A 17,494-nucleotide genomic window follows, 5' to 3' on the forward strand; every position below is an offset into this window, starting at 1 on the left:
CTTTCATGATTGAAAGCCCGGGCGCGCGGGTTTCGTGTTCATGATAGGCCGGGCAGGCGGGCAAAATGGCGCGCGCAGCGCCGCGGCGCGGGAATTTTTACAAAAAATCGCGAAGCCAATCGATTGATTTCATTAAAATGCGCTGTCACGTCGCGGGAACGGATCGCCGCGCGACGCGGTCTGTCGACGTGACGAATGTGTCACGATGCACTCTCTCTCGATTCATCCGCTTGCATTCCGCATGCGTCCGAGGGCGCAATGCGCGCCCGCCATTCCGACATGCCAATTATCAAACGACCGCCTTCTTCTCCCGCCAGGAACGAACCTCACTACACGCTGCGCCGTTCGCCCGCGGGAGCCTATTACACCGATGACGACGACCGCGATGCGCACCGCGGCGGGTCGCATGACGGCGGCGGCGGGGGCCGCCGCTCGTTCCGCTCGCGCGTCGCGCTGTGGTTCGTCGGCCTGTTCGCCACGCTGGCCGTCGTCGGCGCGCTGATCGTCGGCTATGCGCTCGTCGTGATGGCGCCGCAGCTGCCGTCGCTCGATGCGCTGACGAACTACCAGCCGAAGGTGCCGTTGCGCGTCTACTCCGCCGATCACGTGCTGATCGGCGAATTCGGCGAGGAGCGCCGCAGCCTCGTGCGCTTCCAGGAGATTCCCGACGTGATGAAGAAGGCGGTGCTCGCGATCGAGGACTACCGCTTCTACGAACACGGCGGCGTCGACTTCCTCGGCATCCTGCGTGCCGGCGTCGCCGACCTGATGCACGGCGGCGCGCGCCAGGGCGCGAGCACGATCACGATGCAGGTCGCGCGCAACTTCTTCCTGTCGAGCGAGAAGACCTACACGCGCAAGATCTACGAAATGCTGCTCGCGTACAAGATCGAGAAGGCCCTGACGAAGGACCAGATCCTCGAGCTGTACATGAACCAGATCTACCTCGGCCAGCGCGCGTACGGTTTCGCCGCGGCTGCGCGGGTTTACTTCGGCAAGGACCTGAAGGACATCACGCTGGCGGAAGCCGCGATGCTGGCGGGCCTGCCGAAGGCGCCGTCCGCGTACAACCCGGTCGTCAATCCGAAGCGCGCGAAGGTGCGTCAGGAATACATCCTGAAGCGGATGCGCGAGGTCGGCTACATCACGCAGCCGCAGTACGACCAGGCGATCAAGGAAGAGATCCACGTGCGCACCCCGGGCAACCAGTACGCGGTGCATGCCGAGTACGTCGCCGAGATGGTGCGGCAGATGATGTACGCGCAGTACAAGGACGAGACGTATACGCGCGGCCTGACGGTCACGACGACGATCAATGCGGCGGACCAGGAAGCGGCGTACCAGGCCGTGCGGCGCGGCATTCTCGATTACGAGCGCCGCCACGGCTACCGCGGGCCGGAAGGCTTCATCACGCTGCCGGCGGCCGGCGACGACCGCGACGAGGCGATCGACGACGCGCTCGCCGATCACCCGGACAACGGCGACCTGCAGTCGGCGGTGGTGCTGGCCGCCGCGCCGAACGCGGTCGAGGTGCAGTTCGTCGGCGGCGCGACGGCCACGATCGGCGCGGGCGGGCTGCGCTTCGTCGCAGCGGCGCTCGGGCCGCGCGCGAACGCCACGCTGAAGATCAAGCCCGGCTCGATCGTGCGTGTGCTGAAGGACGCGAAGACGGGCTGGCAGGTCGTGCAGCTGCCGCAGGTCGAGGGCGCGCTCGTCGCGATCGCGCCGCAGGACGGCGCGATCCGCTCGCTCGTCGGCGGCTTCGACTACAACAAGAGCAAGTTCAACCACGTGACGCAGGCATGGCGGCAGCCGGGCTCGTCGTTCAAGCCGTTCGTCTACTCGGCGTCGCTCGACAAGGGGCTCGGGCCGGCGACGATCATCAACGACGCGCCGCTGTATTTCCCGCCGAGCGTGCCGGGCGGCACCGCGTGGGAGCCGAAGGACGACGACCAGCCGGACGGCCCGATGTCGATGCGCACCGGCCTGCAGCGTTCGAAGAACCTCGTGTCGATCCGCATTCTCGCGTCGATCGGCACGCAGTACGCACAGGAGTACGTGACGCAGCGCTTCGGCTTCGATCCGGCGAAGACGCCGCCGTACCTGCCGATGGCGCTCGGCGCGGGGCTCGTCACGCCGCTGCAGCTCGCGACCGGCTACGCGGTGTTCGCGAACGGCGGCTACAAGGTCGATCCGTACCTGATCGCCGAAGTCGACGACGCGCGCGGCCAGCCGCTGCAGAAGGCGCAGCCGGTGATCGCCGGCGGCACCGCGCCGCGCACGATCGAAGGCCGCAACGCGTACGTGATGAACAGCCTGCTGCACACGGTCGCGACGGCCGGCACGGGCGCCGGCTCCAACGTGCTGGGGCGCGGCGACCTGCAGGGCAAGACGGGTACGACCAACGACGCGAAGGACGGCTGGTTCGCCGGCTATCAGCAGTCGCTCGTCGCGGTCGCGTGGATGGGCTTCGACCAGCCGAAGAGCCTCGGCAGCCGCGAATTCGGCGCGCAGCTCGCGCTGCCGATCTGGGTGGGCTACATGCGCACCGCGCTGCAGGGCGTACCGGAGCAGCCGATGCCGATGCCTGACGGACTGACGACGATCGACGGCGAGCTGTACTACGCGGATCGCACGCCGGGCGCCGGCTTCGTCGCGAGCGTCGACATCAACCCGGCGGCCAATGCGATGAGCGCGAACGACGCGCTCGGCTCGGCCGGCGTGGCGGGCCTGGCGCCGCCGCCCGTGACCGCGCAGGAGAAGCAGCAGATCATGGACATGTTCGAGAGCAAGTAAGCGGAACACTGACGTGTCGACTGCAACGGGCGCCTTCGGGCGCCCGTTTCGTTTGCGTGCGGCCGCGCGTCGACGTCGATCGCGAACCCGAGCAGACCGGCGGTCGGGTGCCGGCGCGACGCGCACGCCGATGGTTCGATGGTTCGTGTGAGGAATCGCCCGCGCTACGCGTGGCGGATCGCCGCGATGCAACGGACGGCGATGATCGGGATCACGAAGGGTCGGGTGCGCCGCGCAAAGCGCCGAGGGATCGCGTTCGCCGGCCGCATCTGCCTATTTTGCGTCCGGCCCCGTGCGCGCACGTAAAACGCTGCGCGCTCAACCACTTGCGGAGAGGTGCGGCGGGTTATCAACAGGGCTGTCAACAAAAACTGGGGATAACCCTGAGCGTCGCGAGCGCGTTCAGCGCTGCAACTGCGCGTGCGCGAGGTGCATGCCGAGCGTGACCGGATCGGTGTTGGTGCCCGACAGCAGCACGCCGACCCGCTTGCCCTGCAGCGTCTCGCGCAGCGGGCCGAGCAGGGCGGCCATCGCCGCCGCGCAGGCCGGCTCGATGGCGACCTTCAGGTGCGAGAACAGGTACAGCATCGCCGTGCGCAGCGCGTCGTCCGAGACGGTGACGATGCTGTCGATGTGGCGGCGGCACAGCTGGTAGCTGTATTCCTCGGTGTGCGGCGCCATCAGCGAATCGGCGATCGTGTGCATCGCGGCCATCTTGACCGTGTGGTTGGCCGCGAAGCTGCGGCTCATTGCGTCGGCGCCGTCAGGCTCGACGCCATACACGTGCACGCGCGGATTCGCGAGCCGCAGCGCGGTCGACACGCCGGCCGCGAGCCCGCCGCCGCCGATCGGCACGATCACCGCGTCGAGGTCGGGTGTCTGCGTCGCCCATTCGTAGCCGAGCGTCGCGGTGCCGAGGATGGTGTGATAGCCGTTGAACGGATGGATGAAGAAGCGGCCTTCCTCGGCCTCGATCCGGCGCACCAGATCGAACGCCTGCGACGCGCTCGCCGCCAGCACGACCTCCGCGCGGTACTGCTTGCATTGCGCGATGCGCGTCGGGCTCGCGGTATGGAACATCACGACCTTTGCGCTGCTGCCGAGCCGCATCGCCGCATACGCGACCGCCGCCGCATGGTTGCCGGCCGACACGCAGGTGACCCCGGCATTGCGGCGCGCCTCGTCGAGCGCGAGCAGGTGCGTGAACGCGCCGCGCGCCTTGAAGCTGCCGCTGGCCTGCAGCAGTTCGAACTTGAAGTTGACGTGCGTGCCTTCGAGCGAAGGCAGGTCGGCGCGCTCGAACACCGGTGTGCGCGAGACCCATGGCGACAGCGCGAAGTGCTGCGCGGCGATTTCGTCGAGCGTCGGGATCGGCTCGCCGTCGATCGTGTGGGCGGTGCCCTGTTGTGGTGTCGACATGGCCTGGCGTGTGGGGGGAGTGAACCGGCCCGCCCACGCGAGCCGGCGTGGCGGGAAACGGTCAGTGCGCGTCGACCGACATGCTGCGGATGAACTTGCGCAGGAACTGCTCGCATTCGGCCAGTTGCGCGAGCTCCACGTACTCGTTCGGCTTGTGCGCCTGCTCGATGTAGCCGGGCCCGCACACGACGCTCGGGATGCCCGCGCGTTCGAACAGGCCGGCCTCGGTGCCGTACGCGACCTTGCGCTTGTCCTGGTCGGCGGTCAGCGCGCGCACGAGCTGCGTGATCGCCGCCTGCTCGGTCGCGTCGAGACCGGGCGCCGCGGCGATCTTCGAGAATTCGATCGCCGCGTTCGGATGCTCGCGCCGCATCTGCGGCAGCAGCGTTTCCTGCGCATAGGCTTCGATGCGCGCGAAGATCGGCTCCGGATCGAGCGTCGGCAGGTTGCGGAATTCGAAATCGAAACGGCATTCGGCCGGCACCGTGTTGATCGCGTTGCCGCCCTGGATCGTGCTCGTCTGCGCGGTCGAGAACGGCACGTCGTAGAGCGCGTCGAACGGGCCTTCGGCGCGGAATCGGTCGGCGATGTCGCGGATGTGGCAGATGAGGCGCGCCGCGTATTCGATCGCGTTCAGCCCCTTCGGCGTCAGCGACGAGTGCGCCGCGTGGCCGCGCACGCAGCAGCGGTACGCGTTGATGCCCTTGTGCGCGATGATCGGGCGCATCCCGGTCGGCTCGCCGACGATGCAGCCGGACGGCTTCACGCCGCGCCTGACCAGATCCGCGATCATCAGCGGCGCGCCCGCGCAGCCGATTTCCTCGTCGTAGGACAGCGCGAAATGGATCGGCTTCGCGAGCTTCGCCGCCTGCATCTCGGGCAGCAGCGCGAGCGCCGCGCCGATGAAGCCCTTCATGTCGCAGGTGCCGCGGCCGTACAGGCGGCCGTCGCGGAGTTCCGGCCGGAACGGGTCGCTGTCCCACTGCTGGCCGTCGACGGGCACGACGTCGGTATGCCCGGACAGCACGATGCCGCCGTCGGTCGCGCCGTCATGCGCGGGGACGGTCGCGAACAGGTTGGCCCAGCCTTTGCGCGGATCGTGCGTGATCACGGACGCGATGCCCCGCGCGGCGAGCGCGTCGCGCACCGTTTCGATCAGGCCGAGGTTCGGCACGCGGCTCGTCGTGTCCATCGAAACGAGCTGCGTGATCCACGGCAGGCTGACGAGCGATGCGTCGTCGTGGTCGACATGGTCGGCAGCGGCCGGCGCCGTCGCGTCGAGGGTGGGCATGGCTCAACTCCGTCGGATGAATGCGAAAATCATACTCAAAAACGCTGCGGCCCGCTCTCGCGGGCCGCGATGCGCTGCAGCAACGCGGCGCTTTTCGGGTCGGCGGGCCGCCGAAGCGGCCGCTCAGCGCGATGCGGCGGCCGCGTCCTGCCGGTTCGAATGACCGAGCGCGCGCAGCGTCTCCTTGATCGTCGACACGCGGACCGCGAGATCCGGCGAGCGCGTCTCGATCCGCAGCTTGTCCTGTCCCGCGAGCTTGATGTGGCGATGCTTCTGCACCATCTCGATGATCCGCATCGGATCGATCGGCGGATTCGGCACGAACTGCAGCCCGATCGCGACCTCGCTCGCATCGATCTTCGTGATCCCGAGCGGCTTCGCGGCGAGCCGCAGCCGGTGCGTCTCGACGAGCGCGTGCGCCTGCGGCGGCATCTTGCCGAAGCGGTCGATCAGCTCTTCCTGGATGCCGTCGATCGCGTCGCCGTGCTCGCAGTTCGCGAGGCGCTTGTACAGCGACAGCCGCTCCTGCACGTCCGCGCAGTAGTCGGCCGGCAGGATCGCGGGCGCGTGCAGGTTGATCTCGGTCGTCGCGGCGAGCGGGGCGGTGAGGTCGGGCTCCTTGCCGTTCTTCAGCGCCTTCACCGCGTCGTTCAGCATCTCCGTGTACAGCTGGAAGCCGATCTCGTGGATCTCGCCCGACTGCTTGTCGCCGAGCACCTCGCCGGTGCCGCGGATCTCGAGGTCGTGCATCGCGAGGTAGAAGCCCGAGCCGAGCTCCTCCATCTGCTGGATCGCTTCCAGCCGGCGCTGCGCCTGCTTGGTCAGCGCCTGCGGATCGTGGACGAGCAGGTACGCATACGCCTGGTGGTGCGAGCGGCCGACGCGGCCGCGCAGCTGGTGCAGCTGCGCGAGGCCGAACTTGTCCGAGCGGTGCATGATGATCGTGTTCGCGCTCGGCACGTCGATGCCGGTCTCGATGATCGTCGTGCACAGCAGCACGTTCGCGCGCTGCGCGACGAAATCGCGCATCACGCGCTCGAGCTCGCGCTCGTGCATCTGGCCGTGCGCGATCGCGATGCGCGCCTCGGGCACCAGCTCCTCCAGCATCGCCTTGCGGTTCTCGATCGTCTCGACCTCGTTGTGCAGGAAGTACACCTGGCCGCCGCGCTTCAGCTCGCGCAGCATCGCCTCGCGGATCACGCTTTCCTCCTCGCGGCGCACGAAGGTCTTGATCGCGAGCCGCTTCTGCGGCGCGGTGGCGATCACCGAGAAGTCGCGCAGGCCCTCGAGCGCCATCCCGAGCGTGCGGGGAATCGGCGTCGCGGTCAGCGTCAGCACGTCGACCTCCGCGCGCAGCGCCTTCAGCGCTTCCTTCTGGCGCACGCCGAAGCGGTGCTCCTCGTCGATGATCACGAGGCCGAGGCGCTTGAACTGCACGTCCGACGACAGCAGCTTGTGCATGCCGATCACGATGTCGACGCTGCCTTCGTTGATCTGCGCGATCGCCGCGTTGACTTCCTTCGCGGTCTTGAAGCGCGACAGCTCGACGATCCGCACCGGCCAGTCGGCGAAGCGGTCCGCGAAGGTCTGCGTGTGCTGCTCGGCGAGCAGCGTGGTCGGCGACAGCAGCGCGACCTGCTTGCCGCCCAGCACCGCGATGAACGCGGCGCGCAGCGCGACTTCCGTCTTGCCGAAGCCGACGTCGCCGCACACGAGGCGGTCCATCGGCTTGCCGCTCGTCATGTCGCCGATCACGGCCGCGATCGCCGCGGCCTGGTCCGGCGTCTCCTCGAAGCCGAAGCTCTCCGCGAACTTCACGTAGTCGCGCGGGTCGAGCGCGAACGCGTGGCCCTCGCGGGCCGCGCGGCGCGCGTACAGGTTCAGCAGTTCGGCCGCGGTGTCGCGGATCTGCTGCGCGGCCTTGCGCTTCGCGCGCTCCCACTGGCCCGAGCCGAGCGCGTGCAGCGGCGCGCTGTCCGGATCGGCGCCGCTGTAGCGCGAGATCACGTGCAATTGCGCGACCGGCACGTAGAGCTTGCTGTCGCCCGCGTATTCGAGATGCAGGAATTCCGTCTCGCCTTCGCCGAGATCCATCGACACGAGGCCCATGTAGCGGCCGATGCCGTGCTGCGCGTGCACGACCGGGTCGCCGACCTTCAGCTCGGACAGGTCGCGCACCATCGCGTCGACGTTGCTCGCCTGCTCCTGGCGGCGGCGCCCCGCGCGGCGGCCGAGCGCGCCGTACAGCTCGGTCTCGGTGACGATCGCATAGCCTTCGCCCGGCACCGCGAAGCCGCTGGACAGCGGCGCGACGCCGAGCGCGAAGCGGTCGTCGCTCGCGAGCCAGCCGGCGAAGTGGTCGTTCGACGCCGGCCGCAGATGGTGCTCGGCGAGCAGCTGCAGGATCGTTTCGCGGCGGCCGGCCGATTCGACGGTCAGCAGCACGCGCTTGCCCGACGTGTCGATGAACGTGCGCAGCGCGACGAGCGGATCGTCGGCATGGCGGTCGACCGTGAGCTCGGGCAGGCCGGTCGCCCAGCCGCCCGCCGGCTGCGCGGGCAGCACGACGCGCGCGAACGGCTTCGCGAACGCGAAGAAATCCTCGTCCGACAGGAACAGGCGCTGCGGCTCGAGGATCGGCCGCTCGCGGTCGTGCGACAGGAACGCGTGGCGCTGCTTCGTGTCGGCGGTGAAGCGGCGGATCGCCGCGTCGAGGTCGCCCGTGAACACGAGGTGCGCGCCCTGCGGCAGGTAGTGGAACAGCGTCGCCGTTTCGTCGAAGAACAGCGGCAGGTAATACTCGATGCCGGCCGACGGCACGCCGTTGCCGATGTCCTTGTAGATCGGCGCGCGGCTCGGGTCGCCTTCGAAGGTCTCGCGCCAGCGGCTGCGGAACGCGGTGCGCGCGGCCTCGTCGAACGGGAATTCGCGGCCCGGCAGCAGACGCACGTCGCGCACCGGGTAGAGGCTGCGCTGCGTGTCCGGATCGAACGCGCGGATCGAGTCGACCTGGTCGTCGAACAGGTCGATCCGGTACGGCAGCGGCGAGCCCATCGGGAACAGGTCGATCAGCGAGCCGCGCACGCAGTATTCGCCGGGCCGCACGACCTGGCTCACGTGCTCGTAGCCGGCGAGCGTGAGCTGCGCCTTCAGCTTCGCCTCGTCGAGCCGCTCGCCCTGCGCGAACGCGAACGTGTAGGCCGCCATGAACGACGCGGGCGGCATCCGGTACAGCGCGGTCGTCGCCGGCACGAGCAGCACGTCGCAGCGTCCTTCGCCGAGGTCGTGCAGCGTGGCGAGCCGCTCGGACACGAGGTCCTGGTGCGGCGAGAACGTGTCGTACGGCAGCGTTTCCCAGTCCGGCAGCAGGCGCACGCGCGCGTCGGGGGAGAAGTAGCCGATCTCCTGCGCGAGGCGCTGCGCGTCGACCGCGTTCGCGCAGATCACCGCGAGCAGCGGCAGGTCGTGGCGATTGTCGGCAAGATAGCGGGCGATGGCGAGCGCATCGGCGGAGCCGTGGGCGCCGTCGAAGGCGAAGCGCTGGCCGGGCTTGACGCGTGCGACGGGCGACGCGAACGGGTTGGAAGCGTTGTCTGGCATAGGGACGGCAGGGTAGCGGGCGCGAGGCGCATCGCGGTGCGCCGGTCGAGACGAAAGACCTATTATAAAATCCGCTTCTCGATTTCACCTTTCCGGCGTTTCATTTCGTGACTCCCCGACTCTTTGCCCTGATTCCCTGCGCCGGCACGGGCAGCCGTTCCGGCTCGGCCGTGCCGAAGCAATACCGCACGCTCGCCGGGCGCGCGCTCCTGCATTACACGCTCGCCGCGTTCGACGGGTGCAGCGAGTTCGCGCAGACGCTCGTCGTCCTCGCGCCCGACGACACGCATTTCGACGCGCGCCGCTTTGCCGGCCTGCGCTTCGCGGTGCGCCGCTGCGGCGGCGCGTCCCGGCAGGCGTCGGTGCTGAACGGCCTCCTGGAGCTGACCGAATTCGGCGCGACCGACCACGACTGGGTGCTCGTGCACGACGCCGCGCGCCCCGGCATCACGCCGCAGCTGATCCGCACGTTGGTTGTGACGCTGAAGGACGACCCGGTCGGCGGGATCGTCGCGCTGCCGGTCGCGGATACGTTGAAGCGCGTGCCGGCCGGCGGCGACGCGATCGCGCGCACCGAGTCGCGCGACGCGCTGTGGCAGGCGCAGACCCCGCAGATGTTCCGCATCGGCATGCTGCGCGAAGCGATCCTGCAGGCGCAGCGGGAAGGGCACGACCTGACCGACGAGGCGAGCGCGATCGAATGGGCCGGCCATACGCCGCGCGTCGTGCAGGGCAGCCTGCGCAACTTCAAGGTCACGTATCCGGAAGACTTCGCGCTGGCGGAAGCGATCCTCGCGCGCGCCCCGCAATCCACCTGACCCCCACTCAATCTCAATCGGAACACGCATGGATTTCAGAATCGGACAAGGCTACGACGTGCACCAGCTCGTCCCGGGGCGCCCCCTCATCATCGGCGGCGTGACGATTCCGTACGAGCGCGGCCTGCTCGGCCACTCGGACGCGGACGTGCTGCTGCACGCGCTCACCGACGCGCTGTTCGGCGCGGCGGCGCTCGGCGACATCGGCCGCCACTTCTCCGACACCGACGCGGCCTTCAAGGGCGCGGACAGCCGCGTGCTGCTGCGCGAATGCGCGGCGCGCGTGAAGGCAGCGGGCTTCACGATCCGGAACGTCGACAGCACCGTGATCGCGCAGGCGCCGAAGCTCGCGCCGCATATCGACGGGATGCGCGCGAACATCGCCGAGGATCTCGGCCTGCCGCTCGAGCGCGTGAACGTGAAGGCGAAGACCAACGAGAAGCTCGGCTATCTCGGCCGCGGCGAGGGCATCGAGGCGCAGGCCGCCGCGCTGCTGGTGAAGCAGGGCGGCTGACGGGCCGCGGCGGGGCTGGCTCGCGCGACAGCGCGGCGACGCAGCCCGCGCTGCAAACGCTTGCGGAAATGAAAAACGCCACGCGGGGCAGGCCCGCGTGGCGTTTTTGCTGGTTGCGCGCGCCGTGCGGCTCGCGCGGCGCGCCTTATTCGCCTTCGGCGGCGATCACCTGCGCGGCGGCGTTGATCACCGACGCGATGCGGCCGACGTCGCGCAGCTGCGTGACGGTCATGCCTTGTTCGTTCTTCAGCAGCGCATAGTGCGACTTCACGCAGAAGTGGCACTTGCCGACGATCGACGCGGCGAGCGCATACATCTCGAACTTGCGCTTGTCGACGCCGCCGTGCGACGCATACGCGCCCATCCGCAGCTCGGCGCGCTGGGTCTTCAGGTCGGCGTCGTCGGCCATCTCGACATACGGATACCAGGCGTTGTTCATCCCCATCAGCGCGGCCGCGGTCAGCGCCGCGTTGGTTTCCTCGGGCGACAGCACGCCGGCTTCGCGGATCGTCTTCACGATCGCCGTGCTCTTGGCCGCGAACGCCGCCGCCAGCGCGACGCCGACCGCGTCGTTGCCTTCGAGCGATGAGCGCGAGATCGTGCCGTCGAGGTTCAGGCGAATGTCCTTCGCGTAGTCGGGGATACGTGCCTTAATCGAGTCGATGAATTCCATTGATATCTCCTATGGGTTGGCCGTTAAAAAAGCCCGCAGGCAGCAAGTGCGCCACGGGCTTCGTGCATCGATGCGCTTACAGCGTTGCGCCACCGACAGAGCGGTTGCACGGGCACAGTTCGTCCGTTTGCAGGCCGTCCAGAATGCGCAGGATTTCGTCCGTGTTACGGCCGACGTTCAGGTTGTTGATCGAAACGTGCTGGATCGTGTTGTCCGGATCGACGATGAACGTCGCGCGCAGCGCCACGCCGGCTTCCTTGTCGCGCACGCCGAGCTGGTCGATCAGCTCGCCCTTGACGTCGCCGAACGAGTAGTGGTTCAGCTTGTTCAGGTCCTTGTGCTCACGGCGCCATGCGAGCTTGACGAACTCGTTGTCCGAGCTGCCGCCGAGCAGGACGGCGTCGCGCTCTTCGAACTGCTTCGTCAGCTTCGCGAACTCGACGATTTCCGTCGGGCACACGAACGTGAAATCCTTCGGATAGAAGTAGATGATCTTCCACTTGCCCGGGAACGACGCTTCGGTGATGGTCTCGAACGCCGACTGGCCGTTTTCCTCGTGGTGGTTGAAGCCCGGCTTCGCGGCTACGACGGTGAAAGCTTCGAGTTTATCGCCCACGGTTTTCATGCGGCTACTCCTGTATGAATGAATGAGTTGGGAAGAAGACTTGAGTCAAGCTACCTCGGTGCTGCAACGGTGATGTGACAGCATGGGGAAGACTATAACACTATTGACTGAACGCCTCAATAGATTTTGACTAACGACCCTCATAGATTTTGTCAACCGGGTCGATAGTGTGCGGCGCAATACGCGTGCCTGTGCGCGTCACGCAGTCGCACGCGCCTTGCCGCCGGGGAATTCGAGCGTGACTTCGAGCCCGGGTTCCGGACTGCGGTTGCGCAGGCGCAATGCGCCGCGGTAGCGGCCGACGAGGCGTTGCACGATGGCCATTCCGAGGCCCGTGCCGTCCGCCTTGGTGCGGGCGGTATCGACGCGGTAGAACGGCCGCATCACGAGCGGCAGCTGGTCCTCCGGGATGCCGGGGCCTTCGTCGCTGACCGACAGCTCGACCCGCGCGTGCGACACGCGCGTCTCGAGCGTGATGCGCGCGACGCCGTCCTGCCGGCTCTGGCCGTACTTGCGCGCGTTCTCGACGAGGTTGCCGATCACGCGCCGCATGTCGGTCTCGTCGGCCTCGATGACGGCGGTGGGCGCGAGCCGCGTCTGGATCTGCACGCCGTCCTCGCCCGAGATGCGCGCGGCGACTTCCTGCACGATCGTCGACAGGTCGACGGGCTCGGGCCGGCGCTGCGTCGGGCGCGCGTAGTCGATGAACGCGGCGATGATGCGGTCCATCTGTTCGATGTCGTCGACCATCGCGTCCTTGGTCGCCTGGTCGGACGGGCTCATCTCGGTTTCGAGGCGCAGCCGCGCGAGCGGCGTGCGCAGGTCGTGCGAGATGCCCGCGAGCATCAGCGCGCGGTCGGCCTCGAGCTGTTCGAGGTCGCGCACCATCTGGTTGAAGCTGCGGTTGGTGTCGGCGGCGACGCCCATGCCGCGCTCCGGCAGCCGCTCGGGCGCCTGGCCGGAGCCGACCTGGCGCGCGGCGAGCGCGAGGCGCGAGAACGGCCGGTTCACGAGGCTCGTGATGAACGCGGAGCCGAACAGCGACAGCGCGAGCGCGAACAGCCCCCAGCCGGCCCACTGCAGCCCCGTGACGGTGTCGAGCTGCTCGCGGTCGAGTGCGACCCAGTAGTCGTCGTCGTCGATCTTGAAGCTGATCCACACGCCGGGGATGTCGTTGACCGTCTGCGCGATCACGGTATCGTCGCCGAGCCGGCTGCGGATGTCGTGCTCGATCAGGCGGTTCAGCGACTCGTCGGGCTGCAGCCTGAACTTGTCGGTCTTCTCGCGCGGATACACGCGCACGCCTTCGTTGCTCTCGAGATCCTGCAGCAGCGCGCGGCGCAGGTCGGGATCGGAATAGAGCAGCGCGGTGCGCGTGAGCTTGACGATCGCGACGAGCTGGAGCGCGACGCGCTGCGCGCGCGGCTCGCGCTCGATCACGCGAAAGCTCTGGAACCACGCCGCGAGACTGACCGAGATCAGCAGCGCGATCAGCAGGAAGGTGCGCCAGAACAGCCCGCCGAAGGCGAGCTGCACAAGGCGCCGGTCGATACGCATGGGACGGGCCGTGGACAGGCGATGCCGGAAGAAGGGAAGGTCAGGCCGCGCCGTCCGGGATGAACACGTAGCCGAGGCCCCAGACGGTCTGGATGAAGCGCGGGCTGCCCGGGTCCGGTTCGATCAGCTTGCGCAGGCGCGAGATCTGCACGTCGAGGCTGCGATCGAACACTTCGTATTCGCGGCCGCGCGCGAGCTCCATCAGCTTCTCGCGCGACAGCGGCTGGCGCGGATGGCGCGCGAACACCTTCAGCACCGAGAATTCGCCGGTCGTCAGCGGAATTTCCTGGCCGGACTTCGTCAGCGTGCGAGTCGCGAGATTCAGCGAGAACTCGCCGAACTCGAACACCTCGGTCGTTTCCGACGGCGCGCCCGGCAGCTCGGCCGGCGCCTGGCGGCGCAGCACCGCGTGGATGCGCGCGACGAGCTCGCGCGGGTTGAACGGCTTCGGCAGGTAGTCGTCGGCGCCCATCTCGAGGCCGACGATGCGGTCGACGTCCTCGCCCTTGGCGGTCAGCATGATGATCGGCGTGCGGTCGTTGCTGCCGCGCAGGCGGCGGCAGATCGACAGGCCGTCCTCGCCGGGCAGCATCAGGTCGAGCACGAGCAGGTCGAAACGCTCGCGGACCCACAGCTTGTTCATCGCGGTCGCGTTTTCCGCGACGTACACATTGAAGCCCTGCTCGCCCAGATAGCGGCGCAGCAGATCGCGCAGGCGCGGGTCGTCGTCGACGACGAGAATCTTGGAGGGGTTTTTCGTTTCCATGAACGGCATCTTATCGCGAATGGGAAATGGCGCGCGGCCGGGGATTTTGGCACGTTACAGTCAGTTACAAAATTTACCCGTGGTGTGGCGCGGAGTAAAGGCAGGCTATAGAGATTCCTTTACTCGAAGACGAAATTCGGTGGATACTGCTGCACTTAATCTTTCATGGTTTGCACGCCCGATTTCCGCAGGGTTTTTCAAGTACCAGAGGTAGCCGGTTGCCGCGTGACGTAGGGAACAAATCGACCAAAGAAGCGAGGACGGTCATGCGATCTGCCCGGATTGCACTGATGCTGACGATCGCGCTCGCCGGTCCGTGTGCGTCGAACTTCGCATATGCGCAACGCCCCGAGCCGGGCGCTTCGTCGCGCAAGCTGCCCCGCGGCAAGGCGGCGCAGCAGGCCGACCGCGCCGATGCCGTTGCCCGCTCCGCCGTGCCTCCCGATCTCGAACAGCGCCGCCGCGACGGGCACATGACGCCCGAGGAGCGCCACTTGCTGCGCCAGCACATCGAGGACGCCGTCCGCGAACTGTACAAGCGCTGATTCGCGCTGTTTCCGCCCGCCGCCGGAAAAATTCCGTAGCAATTTTGCAGTCAACTTTCGCTCACCGGATGCCGTTTAACCGGCACATGCGCGCATCGCGCGCTTCGGGAGTCCTTCACGATGAGTCGAGCGAACGCCGCTGCGCAGGCGCTGCCGCCTGCGATGCAAACGCCCCTCGAGGCGGACGATGCGCTGTTCTTCCTGAGCCGCACCGGCTTTACGCCGGCGCCCGCCGACGTGGCGCGCCTCGTCGGCCAGACGCGTGCGCAGGCGGTGGCCGACGCGCTCGGCAACGTCCGGCGCGAGCCGGCCGCGACGTGGCCCGACTGGCTCGCCGAACTGCCGCCGACGCGCGCCGAGCGGCAGGCGCAGACGCCGGACCAGCGGCGCGACGAGCAGCGCACGCGCAACCGGCGCTACGACGCATTGCGCGCGGCCTGGGTCAACGAGATGATCGCGACGCCGTCGCCGCTGACGGAGCGCATGACGCTGTTTTGGCACGGCCATTTCACGTCGGGCCAGGACAAGGTGCCGTTTCCGCAAACGATGGCCGCGCAGAACGCGCTGCTGCGCCGCGAGGCGCTCGGCAATTTCGGCACGCTGCTGCATGCGATCGCGAAGGACCCGGCGATGCTGCAGTATCTCGACGGCGCGAGCAACCGCAACGGGCGCCCGAACGAGAATTTCGCGCGCGAGGTGATGGAGCTGTTCACGCTCGGCGAAGGGCATTACACGCAGCGCGACGTGACCGAAGCCGCGCGCGCGATGACCGGCTGGACGATCGATCCCGACACGCTGCGCTTTGCCGTGCGGACCGAGTGGCACGACGCCGGGGACAAGACTATCCTCGGCGAGACGGGGCCGTTCGACGGCGACGGCTTCCTCGACATCCTGCTGAAGCGTCCGGAGACCGCGCGTTTCGTCGCGGGCAAGCTGTGGCGCGAGTTCGTGTCCGATACGCCGGACGCAGGCGAACTGGAGACGGTCGCCGAGCGCTTTCGCGCGAGCGGCTACGAAATCCGCGCGGCGCTCGCCGCACTGTGGTCGACCGACGCGTTCTGGGATCCGCGCAATCGCGGCGTGCTGGTCAAGTCGCCGGCGGAATTCGTCGTCGGCTCGGTGCGGCTGTTCGACGTCGGCTACGGCGATCCGCAGATGCTCGCGAACACCGTGCGCACGCTCGGGCAGAACCTGTTCTATCCGCCGAACGTCAAGGGCTGGCCGGGCGGCGCGATCTGGATCAACAGCTCGACGCTGCTCGCGCGCAAGCAGTTCGTCGAGCAGCTGTTCCGCGCGACCGAGACCGCCGGCATGCGTCCCGCGACGCTCGGTGGAAGCGCCGGCGCGATGGCGGCGAAGGCCGGGGCAAGTCCCGGCGGGATGGCCGCGATGGCCGGCGGCAACCCGCGTGCGATGCCCGCGCGCGGCGGCCTGCGTTTCGATCTCGAACGCTGGCTCGCGCAATACCGCGCGCGGCCGCAGGCGCCTGCCGGGCTGTCGACCGAGCTTCAACTGCAGCATGCGGTGCTGCCGGTGCCGCCCGTCGCGGCGATCGACACCGGATCGACCGGCAGCGCGTATCTCGAGGCGCTGCTGATGGACCCGGCCTATCAATTGAAATGACGACGAGTCGCCGGCGCGGCACGCATGCGCTGCGCCCGGCAAAGGATTCACGATGAACCGACGCGATTTCCTCGCGCTCACCGGCGCTGCCGCGACGGCGGGCGTGTCGCTCTGGCAGCCCGGCGCGCTGGCGGCTCCGCTTGCCGCGACGAACGCGCGCGCGGGCTATGCGAACGTGCTGATCCTCGTCGAGCTGAAGGGCGGCAACGATGGCCTCAATACCGTCGTGCCCTATGCGGACCCGCTGTACTACGCGTTCCGCCGCAGCATCGGCATCAAGCGCGAGCAGGTGCTCCAACTCGACGAACGTACCGGGCTGCATCCGTCGCTTGCGGCGCTGATGCCGCTGTGGCGCGACCGGCAGGTCGCGATCGTGCAGGGCGTCGGCTATCCGCAGCCGAACCTGTCGCATTTCCGCTCGATCGAGATCTGGGATACCGCGTCGCGTTCCGACCAGTATCTGCGCGAAGGCTGGCTCACGCGCACGTTTGCGCAGGCGCCGGTGCCGCCCGGCTTCGCGGCGGACGGCGTGGTGCTCGGCAGCGCCGAGATGGGGCCGCTCGCGAACGGCGCGCGCGCGATCGCGCTCGTCAATCCGGCGCAGTTCATTCGCGCCGCGCGGCTCGCCGAGCCCGTGTCGCTGCGCGAGCAGAACCCGGCGCTCGCGCACATCATCGACGTCGAGAACGACATCGTGAAGGCCGCGGACCGGCTGCGTCCGCGCGGCGGGATGCGCGAATTCAGGACGGCGTTTCCGGGCGGCGCGTTCGGTACCGCGGTGAAGACCGCGATGCAGGTGCTCGCCGCGTGCGACGCGTCGGGGCCGGCCGCGCAGGACGGGGTCGCGGTGCTGCGGCTCACGCTCAACGGCTTCGACACGCACCAGAACCAGCCGGGCCAGCAGGCGGCGCTGCTCAAGCAGTTCGCCGAAGGAATGAGTGCGATGCGCGGCGCGCTGGTCGAGCTCGGGCGCTGGAACGAGACGCTCGTGATGACGTATGCGGAGTTCGGGCGGCGCGTGCGCGAGAACCAGAGCAACGGCACCGACCACGGCACGGCTGCGCCGCATTTCGTGATGGGCGGGCGCGTGGCCGGCGGGCTGTACGGTGCGCCGCCCGCGCTCGGGCGGCTCGACGGCAACGGCAACCTGCCGGTCGAGGTCGACTTCCGCCAGCTCTATGCGACGGTGCTCGGGCCGTGGTGGGGGCTTGATGCGACGCGCGTGCTGCAGCAGCGATTCGAGCCGCTGCCGCTGTTGAGGGCGTAG

13 protein-coding genes are annotated in these 17,494 nt (G+C 68.4%); 6 read left to right on the plus strand and 7 right to left on the minus strand.

Features of this window, described 5'->3' with window-relative positions; all coding sequences use genetic code 11:
• The first annotated feature begins 279 nt into the window (after nt 1-279).
• Nucleotides 280-2,796, plus strand: coding sequence for a penicillin-binding protein 1A (locus WJ35_RS02280; protein ID WP_069239381.1), 2,517 nt, complete (start codon nt 280-282; stop codon nt 2,794-2,796).
• A 402-nt stretch (nt 2,797-3,198) separates the two neighbouring features.
• Here WJ35_RS02280 and WJ35_RS02285 read toward each other — a convergent pair whose 3' ends face one another.
• The 3 genes from WJ35_RS02285 to mfd all read right to left on the minus strand — a co-directional run bounded on the left by WJ35_RS02285 (nt 3,199) and on the right by mfd (nt 9,106).
• The gene (locus WJ35_RS02285) at nt 3,199-4,215 is read right to left on the minus strand and encodes a threonine/serine dehydratase (protein WP_069238673.1); all 1,017 of its coding nucleotides are present in this window, start codon (nt 4,213-4,215) and stop codon (nt 3,199-3,201) included.
• A 61-nt stretch (nt 4,216-4,276) separates the two neighbouring features.
• Complete coding sequence (argE, locus tag WJ35_RS02290; protein WP_060234994.1) at nt 4,277-5,506, minus strand: acetylornithine deacetylase; 1,230 nt, start codon at nt 5,504-5,506, stop codon at nt 4,277-4,279.
• Between the two features lie 123 nt (nt 5,507-5,629).
• Nucleotides 5,630-9,106 (minus strand): transcription-repair coupling factor, encoded by a 3,477-nt coding sequence (gene mfd, locus WJ35_RS02295; protein WP_060234993.1) that lies wholly within the window; start codon nt 9,104-9,106, stop codon nt 5,630-5,632.
• Between the two features lie 107 nt (nt 9,107-9,213).
• Between mfd and ispD the strand changes: the two genes are divergently transcribed.
• On the plus strand, nt 9,214-9,924 hold the full coding sequence (gene ispD / locus WJ35_RS02300; protein ID WP_060234992.1) for a 2-C-methyl-D-erythritol 4-phosphate cytidylyltransferase: 711 nt from the start codon (nt 9,214-9,216) through the stop codon (nt 9,922-9,924).
• Nucleotides 9,925-9,952: 28 nt separating this feature from the next.
• Entirely contained in the window at nt 9,953-10,438 is a 486-nt protein-coding gene (gene ispF, locus WJ35_RS02305) for a 2-C-methyl-D-erythritol 2,4-cyclodiphosphate synthase (protein ID WP_060234991.1), read from the plus strand.
• 145 nt (nt 10,439-10,583) lie between these two features.
• Here the strand turns inward: ispF and WJ35_RS02310 are convergent, their stop codons facing one another.
• From WJ35_RS02310 to ompR, 4 genes are all read right to left on the minus strand, one after another.
• Nucleotides 10,584-11,111 carry a carboxymuconolactone decarboxylase family protein gene (locus tag WJ35_RS02310; protein ID WP_059750586.1) on the minus strand — a complete coding sequence of 176 codons (528 nt, stop codon included), beginning with the start codon at nt 11,109-11,111 and terminating at the stop codon, nt 10,584-10,586.
• 76 nt (nt 11,112-11,187) lie between these two features.
• Nucleotides 11,188-11,736 (minus strand): peroxiredoxin, encoded by a 549-nt coding sequence (locus WJ35_RS02315; RefSeq protein ID WP_010092128.1) that lies wholly within the window; start codon nt 11,734-11,736, stop codon nt 11,188-11,190.
• A 198-nt stretch (nt 11,737-11,934) separates the two neighbouring features.
• Nucleotides 11,935-13,293, minus strand: a complete 1,359-nt coding sequence (locus tag WJ35_RS02320) for an ATP-binding protein (RefSeq protein WP_010092129.1) — start codon at nt 13,291-13,293, stop codon at nt 11,935-11,937.
• A 40-nt stretch (nt 13,294-13,333) separates the two neighbouring features.
• Complete coding sequence (gene ompR / locus WJ35_RS02325; protein ID WP_370542727.1) at nt 13,334-14,068, minus strand: two-component system response regulator OmpR; 735 nt, start codon at nt 14,066-14,068, stop codon at nt 13,334-13,336.
• A gap of 257 nt (nt 14,069-14,325) precedes the next feature.
• On the opposite strand from ompR, the gene WJ35_RS02330 reads away from it, so the two are divergent.
• From WJ35_RS02330 to WJ35_RS02340, 3 genes are all read left to right on the plus strand, one after another.
• On the plus strand, nt 14,326-14,604 hold the full coding sequence (locus WJ35_RS02330) for a hypothetical protein (protein WP_010092130.1): 279 nt from the start codon (nt 14,326-14,328) through the stop codon (nt 14,602-14,604).
• 120 nt (nt 14,605-14,724) lie between these two features.
• Entirely contained in the window at nt 14,725-16,227 is a 1,503-nt protein-coding gene (locus WJ35_RS02335) for a DUF1800 domain-containing protein (protein WP_060234990.1), read from the plus strand.
• 52 nt (nt 16,228-16,279) lie between these two features.
• Nucleotides 16,280-17,494, plus strand: coding sequence for a DUF1501 domain-containing protein (locus tag WJ35_RS02340; RefSeq protein WP_060234989.1), 1,215 nt, complete (start codon nt 16,280-16,282; stop codon nt 17,492-17,494).

This window comes from Burkholderia ubonensis (genome assembly GCF_001718695.1).
GTDB classification, from domain to species: Bacteria; Pseudomonadota; Gammaproteobacteria; order Burkholderiales; family Burkholderiaceae; genus Burkholderia; species Burkholderia ubonensis_B.

Excerpts from the sequence above, each read along its gene's own strand:
- WJ35_RS02320 (WP_010092129.1), bottom strand. The coding sequence starts at position 13,293 with ATGCGTATCGACCGGCGCCTTGTGCAGCTCGCCTTCGGCGGGCTGTTC.
- argE (WP_060234994.1), bottom strand. The coding sequence starts at position 5,506 with ATGCCCACCCTCGACGCGACGGCGCCGGCCGCTGCCGACCATGTCGAC.
- WJ35_RS02285 (WP_069238673.1), bottom strand. The coding sequence starts at position 4,215 with ATGTCGACACCACAACAGGGCACCGCCCACACGATCGACGGCGAGCCG.
- ispF (WP_060234991.1), top strand. The coding sequence starts at position 9,953 with ATGGATTTCAGAATCGGACAAGGCTACGACGTGCACCAGCTCGTCCCG.
- WJ35_RS02280 (WP_069239381.1), top strand. The coding sequence starts at position 280 with ATGCCAATTATCAAACGACCGCCTTCTTCTCCCGCCAGGAACGAACCT.
- WJ35_RS02330 (WP_010092130.1), top strand. The coding sequence starts at position 14,326 with ATGCGATCTGCCCGGATTGCACTGATGCTGACGATCGCGCTCGCCGGT.
- mfd (WP_060234993.1), bottom strand. The coding sequence starts at position 9,106 with ATGCCAGACAACGCTTCCAACCCGTTCGCGTCGCCCGTCGCACGCGTC.
- WJ35_RS02315 (WP_010092128.1), bottom strand. The coding sequence starts at position 11,736 with ATGAAAACCGTGGGCGATAAACTCGAAGCTTTCACCGTCGTAGCCGCG.
- ompR (WP_370542727.1), bottom strand. The coding sequence starts at position 14,068 with ATGCCGTTCATGGAAACGAAAAACCCCTCCAAGATTCTCGTCGTCGAC.
- WJ35_RS02340 (WP_060234989.1), top strand. The coding sequence starts at position 16,280 with ATGAACCGACGCGATTTCCTCGCGCTCACCGGCGCTGCCGCGACGGCG.
- WJ35_RS02310 (WP_059750586.1), bottom strand. The coding sequence starts at position 11,111 with ATGGAATTCATCGACTCGATTAAGGCACGTATCCCCGACTACGCGAAG.
- WJ35_RS02335 (WP_060234990.1), top strand. The coding sequence starts at position 14,725 with ATGAGTCGAGCGAACGCCGCTGCGCAGGCGCTGCCGCCTGCGATGCAA.